The organism is Paraburkholderia sp. BL6665CI2N2 (assembly GCF_004366535.1).
GTDB lineage: Bacteria > Pseudomonadota > Gammaproteobacteria > Burkholderiales > Burkholderiaceae > Paraburkholderia.
The window spans coordinates 3,221,012-3,235,351 of sequence record NZ_SORC01000001.1 but is presented as its reverse complement, the minus strand read 5'-3'; the positions used below and the strand labels follow the sequence as shown (position 1 = coordinate 3,235,351).

Here is a 14,340-nt window from a genome sequence, read left to right as displayed (position 1 = left end):
TGTACTTTGCCAAGCTGCGTCGGCCGCGGTTACACTGCGTCTCATGCATTCCGGCCCCACGCTCAGACTCCGCCCGTCGACCTCCGCACGTCTCGCTCTCGCGAGCGTGGTTGCCGCACGCGCGTTGGGTTCGAACGCCGGCGCCAAAGCCAAAAAACAGCCGCTCATCTGACCGGAGCTCGCTGTTCCGTCAGATGTGCGACGGAACAGCCGGTCAACGCCCGCCTGGGCATTTTCCCGTCTTTCCTCCCTCGCACCGCCTGACGGAATCGATACGGTCGTCATCGAGGTAAAGACATGTCTATTTTTTCGGGTATCTGGGTTCCGCTCATCACGCCGTTCGCCGACGGCGCCGTCGATCACGCCGCGTTGCGCGCGCTGGTGCGGCGCTATGCCGGCGCGGGCATCGCCGGGCTGGTGGCGCTCGGCACGACCGGCGAACCCGCCGCGCTCGACGCCGCCGAACAGGACGCCGTGCTGGCGACGATTCTCGACGAAGCGCAGGTCGCCGCCCATCTGGCGCGGGATGGGCGTGCGCTGCCCGTGGTGGCCGGCGTGTCCGGCAATCACACGGCGCGCATGCTCGAGCGCATCGAGCAACTGAACGCGCTGCCGGTGGCCGGCGTGCTGATGGCCGCGCCGTACTACATACGGCCTTCGCAGGCGGGCATCGTCGCGCACTTCATGGCGCTGGCCGATGCCAGCGAGAAGCCGGTCGTCCTGTACGACATTCCGTCTCGAACGGGAGTGCGGCTCGAACTCGACACGCTGCTCACGCTCGCGACGCATCCGCGGTTTCAGGCGGTGAAGGATTGCGCCGGTTCGCCGGACACCACGCTTGCGCTGATCCGCGACGCTCGCTTGCAGGTGCTTGCCGGCGAGGACATCAATATTTTCAGTACTTTGTGCCTGGGCGGCAGCGGAGCGATCGCGGCGTCCGCGCATCTGCGGCCCGAGCGCTTCGTCGAGATGTATCGCGCGCTCGCGGCGGGGCGGCTCGCCGAAGGGCGGCACATTTTTCACGCGCTCGTGCCGTTGATCCAGGCGCTGTTCGCCGAGCCGAATCCCGCTCCGGTCAAGGCCTTGCTGGCTGCGCAAGGCCTGATACGCGACGAACTGCGCATGCCGATGACGCGCGCCAGCGGTGCGCTGGTCGAGCGGCTCGAAGCGCTGGCTGAACGGGAGTGGAGCGAGTCGCGGGAGACCGGAGTATCGGTTTGACGGGGGCGTTCATGGCGAAACGGGGGCATGAAGTGCCCGGCATCCGCGCCGCGCGCGGCACATCGTCCTGGCGTCCTGTATTTGAGATGATGCTTCGTGCTGCCAGGGGATAATCGGCGCCCTCTGTCATTATCGCGGCCGGCGCGTAGCCGGTCGATGCCGTATGCAGTTAGCCCCGTTCGCTGATCTTCTGTCCCGTTTGCAATCGCCCGCCACGCATCGCATGGCCGGCGCGCCTTGTGCGTTGCCGGTTTCGAGCCGGCTTCGTGCCGCGCACAGGGGGGCGCGCGCCGCGGGCCCGGCACGCGCGAGGAGCCGCTGATGGCTTCCGTGTTTCGCGCCGGCAGCCAGCTTTCCAGCGGCTCGGTCGGCTTCGTCACACGCCGTACCGCGCTGACGCTCGCCGTGAGCGCGGCCGGCGGCGCGGCCGTGCTGGCGCTTGCCGTGGGCTTCGCGATCGGCGCGCACTGGTTCGCGCGCAACGGTTCCGGCGATCAGGCGTCGGTCCGCGTCGAGCACGACTATGCAATCGACCAGCTTGGCAAGCTGAACGCGTCGGTGGCGCAGATCGAACCGCGTATCGCGCGACTCACGGCGCAGGTCGGCGACTTGCGCGATTTCGAAGCACGCCTGAACACGCCTCGGCCCGCGCCGCGCGCATCGGCGGCGCCCGCTGCACCGGCTGCGGCGTCCGCGGCGTCCGAAGCCGACAGCTCCGCCACCGACAGCGAAGGCGAGGGCGGCCCGGCCTTGCCGCCGCGCCGCTGTAGCGACCTCACGCCGTCGCTGGGCCGCCATGCGGATGCCGGGCGCACGGGCGAGCATCTGGATTGCCTTGCCGCGACCCTTTCGGCGCTCGAACAGCAGACCGCCGATCACGCTCTCGCCTACGCCGCCTTTCCGGGCCGCATGCCCGCCGACGGCGCGCGCTTCGGGTCGCCGTTCGGCAATCGGACCGATCCGTTCACGCATCGTTTGAGCTTTCATCCGGGGCTCGATCTGGTCGCTAAAACCGGCACGCCGATTCTGGCGGCGGCGGGCGGCCGCGTGGTCTTCGCCGGCGAGAAATCGGGCTATGGCAACGCGGTCGAAATCGATCACGGCAACGGGCTGATGACTCGCTACGGCCATGCGTCGCGGATCGTCGTGCATGTCGGCGATCTGGTGCTGCCGCGGCAATACATCGCCGATGTCGGCTCGACCGGCCGTTCCACCGGCCCGCATCTGCATTTCGAAGTCCTCGTCGACGGCGCGCCGGTCAACCCGGTGGCTTACCTCGCGCTGTTTGCGCCCGCGGCTCATGGTTAAACGGCACTCTCCGCGCGACGCGCGCAGTCTCACCCACCGCGCTTACACGCTTCGGCCCACGCGCTCGGTGGTGTTTCGCATGACGGTGTGGGCCGTGGTGTGCGTCCTGTGCGCATGCGCGGGCGCGGCGGCGCTCACGGCCTGGCACGCGAGGCGCGCCGGCATGCCGCCTGAGCAATGCACCCCTGCGCCCGTCGACGAAGCAACGAAGCAGACCGAGTTGGCCCGCACGCGGCTAGCGCTGGAGCAAGAGACGGCGGCGCGCGCCGCGGTGCAGAAGGCGGCGGACAGCGCCGCAGCCGAGGTCGCGCGACTCAGCGCGGAATTGCAGTTTCTGCGAGGCCAGAGCAATCGGCGTTCTCCCGCAACCACCGCCGCGCCGCGCAGCTAACCGCGCGAACCAGGCGAACCGTAAGCTGTAAACCGAAAAGCACGCAAAGCAGCCGCCCCCAGGCTCGTCGCCACGCCCAACATCACGCGACGACCCGTTTCATTTCGAGGAAATTGTTATGTTCAAGAAGAAAACCACCGGCATCCAGCAAACCAAGCTCGCCACCCTGATCGCTCACGACGTGCGAATCACCGGCGACCTGCAGTTCAGCGACGGCCTGCGCATGGACGGCCACGTGACGGGCAACGTCAGCGGCGAGCCGGGCGGCCAGACGCTGCTGGTCCTGAGCGATCGCGGCTCGATCGAAGGCAACGTGCACGGCTACGACGTCGTGGTCAACGGCAGGATCGTCGGCGACGTGATTGCCGATCACTTCGTCGAGTTGCAGAGCAATGCGCATGTGACCGGCAACATCTACTACCAGCAGTTGCGGATGGATTGCGGCGCGGCGGTGGACGGCAAGCTCACCAAACGCGACGCGGCGCAGGCGGCGCAGGGGGCGACGCCGCATCTGGTGTCGGTGGCCGACAGCGCCTTCGACGAACGCAAGGCCGGCTAGGCATCACAGCGCCCACCCGGCGAATCAGATCGATCCCGGCAGCGGCTGGCGCGGCGCCGGCGTGTCGTGGCCGAGCGGGTCGCCGGGCACGGGGCGCCCATTGCGCTCCGCTCGCAATTCCCGGTTCGCGGCGAGCCGTTCCATGGCGACTCGTTCGAGCGTGGCGAGCATGTCCTGCTCGACGATCTGCAGTTTGAAAGCCAGCACGATCAGGCCGCTCGCCAGCAGCAGATCGCCCGCGAACACCACCGCGTACAGCGCCGACGTGGTCTGCGGATTGCCGAGCAACAGCGATAGGTTGGTGCGGTCGAGCAGCACGAGCACGAGCGGCACGATGGTGTTGAGTGTAACGATCGTGCCGCCGATCATCGCGATCAGACGGGCCGACCCGAGGTGCGGACGGCGCCGGCGGCACACTTCATACAGCGTGGCGGCGCGAACCGGCAGAAAAAACAGTGCGAGCAGGACCGCGCGCAACACGGTCGGCACTTTGAAGATCAGCGCGCCGGCATAGAGCGCGCAGAACACGGCCGTGACGGCCAGACCGGCGCGCCACGGCGCTGCCGCGCCGAACAGTTCGCGTGTGCCCGCCCAGATCAACATGCGGCTTTGCAGCGCGAGCGTCGCGGTGGCGATCAGCAGCACGTCGTGACGCCAGGTGAGATGCAGGGTGAAGCAGGCGGACGACGCGGCGAGCAGATAGAAACCGACGGCCCAGAAGCGGAACGCGCTCACGCGCGCGAACATGCGCGACAGCGCGGTCGTTAGCAAGGCGCAGCACAAAAACGTGGTCAACCACAGCGAAGTAAACGTCGCTACATCGAATTTCATGAAGTCTCCAACACCTGACCTGCGTGTTATTTTTCGCTCGTGAAACGAGGTCCAACGCCGGCCGGGCCGTGCGCTTCAGACGATCGGCTGGTTATGCGGCAACCATTCTGTCCCGCAGCAGGTTGCCAAAGTCGTCGGCGTTGAGCGGCTTGCCGAGCAGGAAGCCCTGCATCTCGTCGCACCTCATCGTCTTGAGCATGTGGAGTTGCGATTCGGTTTCCACACCCTCGGCCACCACATCCATTTCCAGCGAGTGCGCAAGCGCGATGATTGCCGACACGATCGCGCTGCCCTCCGGGCCGTGCGCGTCGAGCCCATTGGTGAAGAAGCGGTCGATCTTCAGTTGCTTGACGCGAAAACGCTGCAGATAGGCAAGGCTCGAATAGCCGGTGCCGAAATCGTCGATTGCGATTTCGAAGCCGCTCGCCTGGAATTCGCGGATCATTTCGATGGTCTTGGGCGCGTCCTGCATAGCCACGGTTTCGGTGATCTCGAACATGATCTGCTCGCAGGCCACGCCTTCGGCGTTGACTATTTCTAGCATGCTCGCCACGAGGTTCGGCTGCAGCAACTGGCGCGGCGACAGGTTGATCGCCACTTTCATCGACGGCAGGCCTTGCGAGACCCATTGGCGAATCTGCCGGCAGGTTTCGCGCACGACCCAGTAGCCGATCTGAACGATTTGCCCTGAACGCTCGGCGATCGGAATGAACTCGAGCGGCGTCAACGTGCCGAGTTGCGGGTGATGCAGGCGGATCAGCGCTTCGGCGCCCGCCAGCGAGTTGCCGCTGCCTTCGAACTTGGGCTGGAAGTGCAGCGAAAAATGACCGGCGGCGAGCGCGTCGTGCAACGCGTTCTGAATCTGCAGCGTGCGCGTGGCGGCCTCGTTCATGCGGCGCTCGAAGAATCGATAGGTGCTGCGGCCCGCGCGTTTGGCCTCGTACATGGCCGCGTCGGCGTGCTTCAACAGCGCTTCTACGGTGTCGCCGTCGTGCGGATAGAGGGCGATGCCGATGCTCGGCATGACCTGCAGCGGCTGCGAGTCGGTCCACACGCCGACGCGCATGCGTTCGAGCACGCTTTCCGCGAGCGCGCCGGCATCCTCGCGCGAACCGAGGTTTTCGGCCAGCACCACGAATTCGTCGCCACCCAGCCGCGCGACGGTGTCGGTCTCGCGGACGCACTGCAGCAGGCGCTGCGCGAACGCCGTCAAAACCTGGTCGCCGGCCGAGTGGCCGAGCGAATCGTTGATGGTCTTGAAGCCGTCGAGGTCCATGAAGAGGATCGCGAACAGCGTGCGCTGCCGCCGCGCGCCGAGGATCGCGCGTTCGATGCGCTCAGTCAGCGTGCTGCGGTTGGGCAGTCCTGTCAGGGTGTCGAGCGTGGCGAGCCGCACGATCTGGCCGTTGAGCCTTGACACCGCGCCGGTCAGAAGGGCGTTGCGCGCATCGAAGCGCGACAGCATCAACGTAACGATCAGTACGGCAAAGGTAAGCAGGATCACCGAAGTCGCGAGCCAGATGGCGTTCACGCCTTGGGCCGCGCCGCAGATGGCGCCCGGCAGGAAGTCGGCGGCAGCCATGCCGGCGTAATGCATGCCGCTGATTGCCACGCCCATCACCAGCGCCGCAGCCATACGCTTGCGCACGACGTGGCGCGCGTCGTCGTTGCTGAGCGCGCGGGCCATCCACAGCGCGGCGGCCGACGCGCCGATCGCGATCGCGAGCGAACCGGCGAACCACCCCGGCCGATAGCGGATGCCAGGCGCCATCTGCAAGGCCGCCATGCCGGTGTAGTGCATGCCGGCGATCCCTAAGCCCATCAGCACGCCGCCCGCCAGCAGGCGGCCCACCGTGAGCCGCTCGCGGGTCGTGACGCACAGGGCGAGATAGGAGGCGCCGATCGCGAGCCCGAGCGACGCGGCGGTCGTCGCCAGGTCGTAGCCGAGCGGAATCGGCAGCGAGAAGGCGAGCATGGCGATGAAGTGCATCGACCAGATGCCGCAGCCGAGCGCGGCGGCGCCCCCAAGCCGCCAGACGCGCCGCAGCCGCGCCGACGCCAGCAGGAAAATGCGGCCGGTCAGGTCGAGCGCCGTGTACGACGCCAGCGTCGCAACGGCGAACGAGATGGTCACCAGCCAAAAATTATATGAGCTCTGCATTTTCAGTCCAACCGCGAAGGGGAAGCGGCTGAACTTGTTATCGACAGCCCGAGGCTTTTATTTAATCGATTCTCAATATGTCAGCCATTGGCTTTGGCCACCTCGCCGGCGGACGCCGTTTGGGTCAGGGCGAAGCCTTCGTCGAGCCAGCCGGTGATGCCGCCGCTCATGAGCTTGACGGGCCGCCCCAACTGGGCGAGGCGCAGCGCGCCGCGCGCGGCGCCGTTGCAATGCGGCCCCGCGCAGTACGTGACGAAGAGCGTCTGCGGCGGATAGTCAGCGAGTCTGGAGGCCACGATCTTGCCGTGCGGCAGATTGAGCGCGCCCGGCACATGGCCCTGCGCGAACAGCGTGGGGCCGCGCACATCGAGCAGCACAAAGCCGGGCGCGCCGCTCGCGAGCGCGCCGTGGACATCGGCGCAATCGGTTTCGAATTGCAGCGTGGCCTGGAAGTGAGCTTGCGCGGCGGCGCTGTCGGCGGCGGGAATTTGTGTAACGGCGTTCAGGGTCGGCATGGTGACGTGAGTTTCCGATGGGAGTATTAGGTGTGCGGGTTGCCTGGCGATCGCGGTTCAGACAACCTCATTGTGGCGCCGCGTACCACGCCGGATAAGTGGCGTAATCGTCAATATCCGGTAACATCGCGCCATGCACAATCATCTCGTTGTCGCGCTCGCTTACGACCGGCTCTGCACCTTCGAATTCGGCTGCGTGACCGAACTGTTCGCGCTCGAGCGTCCTGAACTCGGCGTGGACTGGTATCGCTTCGCGGTCTGCGCAAGCGAGCCGGGGCCGATCCGGGCGGCGGGCGGCATCACGCTTGCCGCGCCTTATACGCTCAAGCTGCTGGAGCGCGCCGACACCATCGTCATTCCCGGTTGGCGCGATGCCGATGAAGTGCCGCCCGAACCGCTCCAGAAGAAAATCCGCGCCGCCTACGCGCGCGGCGCGCGCCTCTGTTCGATCTGCTCCGGCGTGTTCGTCCTCGCGGCTGCGGGCCTGCTCGACGGTAAGACCGTCACGACCCACTGGCGCTATGCCGACAAATTGCAGCAGCGCTATCCACACTTGCATGTACAGCCGGACGCGCTGTATGTCGACGAAGGGCAGATCATCACGTCGGCGGGTTCGGCGGCAGGGCTCGACATGCTGCTGCATCTGGTGCGGCGCGATCACGGCAGCGCGGTGGCGAATCGGGTCGCGCAGCGGCTCGTGGTGCCGCCGCATCGCGAGGGCGGCCAGGCGCAGTTCGTGCCGCGCCCCATGCCGCAGGACGACAGCGGCCGTCTGTCCAGACTCATGGACTGGGTGCGCACTCATCCTGCTTTGCCGCATACGTTGCGCTCGCTCGCCGAGCGGGCGGCGATGAGTCCGCGCACACTGCAGCGGCAGTTTCACGATGCCACCGGCATGGCGCCTTATGAATGGCTCGTGCGCGAACGCGTGGCCATCGCGCGCGATCTGCTCGAAGCGCAGGCGCCGCTGCCGATGGCGCGCATCGCGGAACTGGCGGGCTTCGGTTCCGAGGAATCGTTGCGGCGGCACTTCCGGCGCATTGCGTTGACGAGTCCGGGCGCGTACCGCAAGAAGTTCGGTGCGCGGGAAACGGCTTAGCGTTCAGACGCGCGCGACGCGCAAGCGCTGTCGAAGGTGAATGCCAAAACCGGGTGTTTGCGGAGCATGGTGTGGTCTACTGTCAAACAGTCGTTGCCGCGCCGCACGGTCTACGCCGTCGGTCGTCGCAATGCACGACATGCTCGCATTCAAAGGAAATTCATGCTCGATATTGCCAGGACGATCGCCAGCTTTAACGCCGGTCGTGATCCCGAACGGCTCGCGATGAAATACAAAGCCATGCGCACGTCGCCGTTCGTGTTTTTGCGCGGCACGTGTCACCTGTTTTACGAACGCCTGCCCCAAGCCAAGGTGTTCGACGACGCGCCGCCGGTGTGGATCTGCGGTGACATGCATCTGGAAAATTTCGGCAGCTACAAGGCCGACAACCGGCTGATCTACTTTGACAACAACGACTTCGACGAAGCCTGCCTCGCGCCGAACCTCTACGAACTGGTGCGCCTGTTGACGAGCGTGCTGGTCGGCGCGAGCGATCTCAAGCTGAGCCGCGCGCAGGCGCTGGCGCTGTGCCAGGTCGCGCTGGAAAAATATGGCGCGGCGCTGGCGAATGGCAAATCACGCTGGATCGAAGCGGAAACCGCGACCGGCATGGTGCGCGATCTGTTCGTCGCGCTTGCCAGCCGCACGCGGGTGGCGCATCTGGACCGGCGCACGGTGCTCAAGGGCAAGACCCGCACGCTGAAAGTGGACGGCAAGAAAGCGCTGGCGGTCAGCGACGCGCAGCGTGCCGCGGTCACGCAGTTTATGCAGAAGTTCGCCGCAGGCGAGCCCAATCCGGACTTCTTCCGCATTCTCGACGTGGCGCGCCGGATTGCCGGCACGGGGAGCCTCGGCGTGGATCGTTACGTGATTCTCGTCGAAGGCAAAGGCTCGCCGGATGGCAACTATCTGATCGATCTGAAAGAGGCGCTGCCTTCTTCCGTGACGCCGCACGTCAGCACGCCGCAGCCGGCGTGGCAGACGGAAGCGCAACGCGTCGTCGAAATCCAGCGGCGCAATCAGGCGGTCTCGCAGGCGTTTCTCCATGCGGTCGAATTCAATCAGCGCTCGTATGTGCTGCGCAGTCTGCAGCCTTCGGAAGATCGCGTGGCCTTGAGCGACTGGGACGGCAAGCTGCCGCGTCTCGAAGAGGTGGTCGGCAGCATGGCCGAGTTGAGCGCGTGGGCGCATCTGCGTAGCGGCGGGCGGCAGAAGTCGTCGATCGCCGACGATCTGATCGCGTTCGGCAATCGCCGGGACTGGCAGTTGCCGTTGGTGGAAAGCGCGACGCAGTGTGAGGCGCAGGTGGTGGCGGACTGGAAAACCTACTGCGAAGCGTATGACAGCGGCGCGTTCAACCTGGCCGCAAAGCCGTGAAATTGCATCGCGCTGGTCGCGGGTGAGATTGCGCTCGCCACGCTTGCAACAGATTCGCGCTACCGCTGATAAAGGCTCTTGCAATGCCCGGTGCATCGCCGCGCCGGGCATGCCAGCCATCGCTCCAGACAAACCCTGATTGCTGCGTCGAATCCGCCGCTGCTATCGTTCGCGGGTGTTGTGGAAGCGCTTCCACCCCAAGTCCCGGGGATGGGCGTTCCGGCTTCCACCGTACCCGGTTCAACGACCTCAGCGAGGAATCCGTGGCAAATGACACATCCGCTGTATCCGACGTTCTCTCTCCCCATTCGTCATCGCTCGCCGATCCATTCACGCCGCCCGCGGACTCGTCGCTGTGGCGCAAGAACTTCCTGCTGGGCGCGGCCACCGCGTCGTATCAAATCGAAGGCGCGGTGAACGAAGACGGCCGCCTGCCGTCCATCTGGGACACGTTCTCGGCGAAGACCGGCAAAGTGCTGGCCGGCGACACCGGCGCGGTGGCCTGCGATCACTATCATCGCTGGGAAGCCGACATCGACCTGCTGGCCGGCCTCGGCCTTGAAGCCTACCGGCTCTCGATCGCCTGGCCGCGCGTGATGGACGCGGCCGGCGCGCCGAACCGCAAAGGCATCGACTTCTACCAACGCCTGTTGGCGCGGCTGAAAGAGAAGGGCATCACGACCTTCGTCACGCTGTATCACTGGGACTTGCCGCAGCACCTGGAAGATCGCGGCGGCTGGCTCAATCGCGATACGGCCTACCGTTTCGCCGATTACGCCGACCTGATGAGCCGCGAACTGGCCGGCAGCGTCGATGCGTGGATGACGCTCAACGAGCCGTGGTGCTCGGCGTATCTCGGCTACGGCAACGGCCACCACGCGCCGGGACTCGCCGACGCGCGCTACGCCACGCAGGCCATGCATCATCTGCTGCTGGCGCACGGTCTCGCGGTGCCGGTGTTGCGTGCCAACGATCCGGCGGCGCAAGTCGGCATCGTCGCCAACGTCGGACGCGGCACGGCCAACAGCGAGAGCGCCGCCGACCAGCGCGCGGCGCATCTGTTCGAAGTCCAGCACAACGCATGGATCCTCGATCCGCTGCTCAAGGGCAGCTACCCGCAGGACTTGTTCGAGTTGTGGCCGGGCACCGAGCCGCTGGTGCTCGCCGGCGACATGCAAACCATCGCCGCGCCGCTGGACTTCCTCGGCATCAACTATTATTTCCGCACCAATGTCGCGAGCGACGGCGCGCACGGCTTCAAGGATGTGCCGCTTGAAGGCGTGGAGCGCACGCAGATGGGTTGGGAGGTGTATCCGGACGGCCTGCGCGATCTGTTGACGGGATTCAAGGCCACCTACGCGAACCTGCCGCCGGTCTACATCACGGAAAACGGCATGGCCTCGGACGACAAGGTGATCGACGCTCAGGTCGAGGACAGCCAGCGTATCTCGTTCCTCAAACGCCATCTCGCCGCGGTCGATCAGGCGATCAAGGCCGGCGTGGAGATTCGCGGCTATTTTCTCTGGTCGCTGATGGACAACTTCGAGTGGGCCTTCGGCTACGAGCGTCGCTTTGGTATCGTGCATGTCGATTACGCTACCCAGAAACGCACGATCAAACGCAGCGCGGAGCTGGTGTCGAAATTCCTGAAGGAGCGCAAGGCACGCACTGAATAGCAGGTGAAAGCTGGTTTGTATGTCGACTTGAAACACGGGCGCCAAGGTTTGGCGCAAGTTGGTTGCATGATCGAGAGGAGACGGAATGAACAGCAAAAAACTGGTCTTGCGAGGCGTGGTTGCGGCACTGGCGTTGTATGGCGTCGTCGCGCAGGCGGCGCCCTTGAAGGCCAACGTGATTCACTGGTGGACCTCGGGCGGCGAGTCGGCCGCGATCCGCCAGTTTGCCGATGCGTATAACAAGGCCGGCGGCCAGTGGGTCGACAACGCGGTGGCCGGCGCCGATCAGGCGCGCTCCACGGCGATCAACCGGATCGTCGGCGGCGATCCACCCACGGCTGCGCAGTTCAATACGTCCAAGCAGTTTCACGACCTGATCGACCAGGGCCTGCTGAACAATGTCGACGACGTCGCCGCGAAAGAGAACTGGAACGGCGTGTTCCCGCAATCGATTCTCGACAGCATCAAGGTGAAGGGACATTACTATGCCGCGCCAGTCGATATCCATATGCCGGCCTGGTTCTTCTACTCGAAGCCGGTGTTCCAGAAAGCGGGCATTGCAGACGAGCCGAAAAGCTATGACGAGTTCATCGCCGATCTCGGCAAGCTGAAAACCGCCGGCGTGATTCCGCTCGCGCTCGGCGGCCAGCCCTGGCAGGAGAAAATCACCTTCGACGCGGTGCTGGCGGACGTGGGCGGCGCCGATCTCTACATGAAGGTGTACCGCGATCGCGACATGAACGCCGTGAAATCCGACGCGTTCAAGAAAGTGCTGGCGTCGTTCAAACGCCTGCACGATTTCGTCGACCCGGGTTCGCCCGGCCGCAACTGGAACGATGCCACGGCGCTCGTGATTTCCGGCAAGGCGGGCGTGCAGATCATGGGCGACTGGGCCAAGGGCGAGTTCTCGGCGGCCAATCAGAGCGCGGGCAAGGACTTCGGCTGCTTCCCGGGTTTCGGTCCGCACTCGCCGTATCTGGTCGCGGGCGACGTGTTCGTGTTCCCGAAAACGGACAATCCCACCACGATCAAGGCGCAGAATCTGCTTGCCACGGTGATGACCTCGCCGTCGGCGCAAGTCGCATTCAGCGCGAAGAAAGGCTCGATTCCGATTCGTCCCGACGTGGACGCCGGCAGCCTCGACATCTGCGCGAAGGAGGGCATTGCGATCATGAAGGACAAGTCGCGTCAGTTGCCGAACCCGGAAATGCTGCTCTCGCCTGACACGCAGGGCGCGTTGATCGACGTCATCACCAACTTCTGGAACAAGAACCAGTCGGTCGACGACGCGCAGAAAGCGTTCGCCAGCGCGTTGAAGAGCTAGGTGCGCGGCATGCACGCGCTCAAGCTGCCGGCCGGCGGGTCGTCGTCCAAGGCTCGCCAGGCGCGGCTCAAAAAGCCGTTCAAGAAGCGTTTTCCGTTCGCGGCATGGCTGGCGCTGCTGCCGATGGTCGTGACCGTCGTGTTCGCCTATCTGGGCACGATGGTCTGGACCGCGCGCGTGTCGCTCAGCAATTCGCGCACATTTCCTTCCGGCGATTTCGCGGGCTTCACGCAATACGCGCGGCTCTTCAATAACGACCGCTGGCTGCTGTCGTTGCAGAACATCGTGATCTACGGCGCGTGTTTCATCGTGGCGTGCATGGTGATCGGTTTGCTGCTGGCGATCTTCATCGATCAGCGCGTGGTCGCGGAAGGCGCGTTGCGTACGGTGTTTCTGTATCCGTATGCGATGTCGTTCGTGGCGACGGGGCTCGTCTGGCAGTGGATCCTGAACCCTGAACTGGGCGCGCAAGCCGTGCTGCACAAGCTCGGTTTCGCGCACGCGCGCTTCGACTGGATCGTCGATCAGGACTGGGTGATTTACACCATCGTGATTGCGACGGTGTGGCAGGCCTCGGGTCTGGTGATGGCGCTATTGCTCGCGGGCCTGCGCGGCATCGACGACGAGTTGTGGAAAGCCGCGCGCATCGACGGCATTCCGCGCTGGCGCGTCTACGTGAGCATCGTCGTGCCGATGCTGGGCCCATCCATCTCCACTGCCTTCGTGCTGCTGTTCGTGATGGTCGTGAAGCTCTACGACGCCGTGGTCGCGATGACGCAAGGCGGCCCCGGCACGGCGAGCGAAGTGCCGGCGAAGTTCATCATGGACTATCTGTTCGGCCGAGCCAATATCGGGCTTGCGTCGGCGGCGTCGATCGTGTTGCTGGCCACCGTGCTGGCGATTCTCGCGCCGTTCTTCTATGCCCGCAGCCGCGCCGCCCTGCGCAAGGAGGTGTGATGAACACGCTCAGTCCGCCGTTGAAAAGCGGCACGCCTCGCCGCGCGCAGCAACGCCGCCGCCGCTCGACGTTCACCCCGGCGCGGCTCGGCGTCTACGCGTTTCTGCTCACGGCGGCGCTGTTCTTCCTGCTGCCGCTCTATGTGATGCTCGTCACCTCGGTCAAGCCGATGAGCGAGATCCGGCTTGGCAATCTGTTGGCATTTCCCGCGCATTTCACGCTCAGCGCGTGGAGCGCCGCGTGGCAGTCCGCCTGCACCGGGCTCGACTGCAACGGCATTCAGGTCGGTTTCTGGAACTCGGTGCGCATTGTCGTGCCGAGTACGATTCTCTCGATCGCGATCGGCGCGGTGAACGGCTACGCGCTGTCGTTCTGGCGGCCGCGCGGCGCCGGCCTGCTGTTCGGCGTGCTGCTGATGGGCGCGTTCATTCCCGTGCAGGTGATGGTGTATCCGCTCGTGCGCGTGCTGGCGAGCGTGCATCTATTCAGCTCGTTGCCGGGCATCGTGGTGATTCACACCATCTTCGGCATGCCGGTCATGACGCTGCTGTTCCGCAATTACTACGTGTCGATTCCGCAGGAACTGTTCAAGGCGGCACGCATCGACGGCGGCGGCTTCTGGCGCATCTTCGTGCAACTGATGCTGCCCATGTCCACGCCGATCATCGTGGTGGCGATCATCATGCAGGTCACGGGCATCTGGAACGACTTCATTCTCGGCCTAGTTTTCGCCGGCACCAAAAACCTGCCGATGACGGTGCAACTGAACAACATCATCAATACGACGACCGGCGAGCGCCTCTATAACGTCAATATGGCGGCGACCATTCTGACTTCCATGGTGCCGCTCGCGGTGTACTTCGTTTCGGGCCGCTGGTTCGTGCGCGGCATTGCATCCGGCGCCGTCAAGGGATAGGGCG

At 65.1% G+C, this 14,340-nt stretch carries 13 protein-coding genes; 10 read left to right on the top strand and 3 right to left on the bottom strand.

Features of this window, described 5'->3' with window-relative positions; translation table 11 throughout:
• Positions 1–297 precede the first annotated feature (297 nt).
• The 4 genes from dapA (at position 298) to B0G81_RS14350 (ending at position 3,479) form a co-directional block, all read left to right on the top strand.
• The gene (gene dapA, locus B0G81_RS14365) at positions 298–1,221 is read left to right on the top strand and encodes a 4-hydroxy-tetrahydrodipicolinate synthase (protein ID WP_134136576.1); all 924 of its coding nucleotides are present in this window, start codon (positions 298–300) and stop codon (positions 1,219–1,221) included.
• 321 nt (positions 1,222–1,542) lie between these two features.
• A complete protein-coding gene (locus tag B0G81_RS14360; protein WP_134136573.1) occupies positions 1,543–2,529 on the top strand; it encodes a M23 family metallopeptidase in 987 nt (328 codons plus the stop codon).
• A complete protein-coding gene (locus B0G81_RS14355; protein ID WP_134136570.1) occupies positions 2,522–2,920 on the top strand; it encodes a hypothetical protein in 399 nt (132 codons plus the stop codon). The genes B0G81_RS14360 and B0G81_RS14355 overlap by 8 nt, the downstream gene beginning before the upstream one ends.
• Before the next feature lie 118 nt (positions 2,921–3,038).
• Positions 3,039–3,479 (top strand): polymer-forming cytoskeletal protein, encoded by a 441-nt coding sequence (locus B0G81_RS14350; protein ID WP_106282368.1) that lies wholly within the window; start codon positions 3,039–3,041, stop codon positions 3,477–3,479.
• 24 nt (positions 3,480–3,503) lie between these two features.
• Here the strand turns inward: B0G81_RS14350 and B0G81_RS14345 are convergent, their stop codons facing one another.
• The 3 genes from B0G81_RS14345 to B0G81_RS14335 all read right to left on the bottom strand — a co-directional run bounded on the left by B0G81_RS14345 (position 3,504) and on the right by B0G81_RS14335 (position 6,986).
• Positions 3,504–4,310: a hypothetical protein gene (locus B0G81_RS14345; RefSeq protein WP_134136568.1), complete on the bottom strand. Its 807-nt coding sequence runs from the start codon at positions 4,308–4,310 to the stop codon at positions 3,504–3,506.
• A gap of 91 nt (positions 4,311–4,401) precedes the next feature.
• Entirely contained in the window at positions 4,402–6,471 is a 2,070-nt protein-coding gene (locus tag B0G81_RS14340; protein ID WP_134136564.1) for an EAL domain-containing protein, read from the bottom strand.
• 80 nt (positions 6,472–6,551) lie between these two features.
• A complete protein-coding gene (locus tag B0G81_RS14335) occupies positions 6,552–6,986 on the bottom strand; it encodes a rhodanese-like domain-containing protein (protein ID WP_134136560.1) in 435 nt (144 codons plus the stop codon).
• A 133-nt stretch (positions 6,987–7,119) separates the two neighbouring features.
• Between B0G81_RS14335 and ftrA the strand changes: the two genes are divergently transcribed.
• From ftrA to B0G81_RS14305, 6 genes are all read left to right on the top strand, one after another.
• Positions 7,120–8,085, top strand: coding sequence for a transcriptional regulator FtrA (gene ftrA, locus B0G81_RS14330; RefSeq protein ID WP_134136558.1), 966 nt, complete (start codon positions 7,120–7,122; stop codon positions 8,083–8,085).
• A 162-nt stretch (positions 8,086–8,247) separates the two neighbouring features.
• A complete protein-coding gene (locus B0G81_RS14325) occupies positions 8,248–9,462 on the top strand; it encodes a DUF2252 domain-containing protein (protein ID WP_134136556.1) in 1,215 nt (404 codons plus the stop codon).
• A gap of 263 nt (positions 9,463–9,725) precedes the next feature.
• The gene (locus B0G81_RS14320) at positions 9,726–11,138 is read left to right on the top strand and encodes a GH1 family beta-glucosidase (RefSeq protein WP_134136554.1); all 1,413 of its coding nucleotides are present in this window, start codon (positions 9,726–9,728) and stop codon (positions 11,136–11,138) included.
• Positions 11,139–11,223: 85 nt separating this feature from the next.
• A complete protein-coding gene (locus B0G81_RS14315; RefSeq protein ID WP_134136551.1) occupies positions 11,224–12,462 on the top strand; it encodes an ABC transporter substrate-binding protein in 1,239 nt (412 codons plus the stop codon).
• Positions 12,463–12,471: 9 nt separating this feature from the next.
• On the top strand, positions 12,472–13,419 hold the full coding sequence (locus B0G81_RS14310) for a sugar ABC transporter permease (protein WP_134136548.1): 948 nt from the start codon (positions 12,472–12,474) through the stop codon (positions 13,417–13,419).
• Positions 13,419–14,336: a carbohydrate ABC transporter permease gene (locus B0G81_RS14305; protein WP_134136546.1), complete on the top strand. Its 918-nt coding sequence runs from the start codon at positions 13,419–13,421 to the stop codon at positions 14,334–14,336. Before B0G81_RS14310 ends, B0G81_RS14305 begins: the two co-directional genes overlap by 1 nt.
• Positions 14,337–14,340 lie beyond the last annotated feature (4 nt).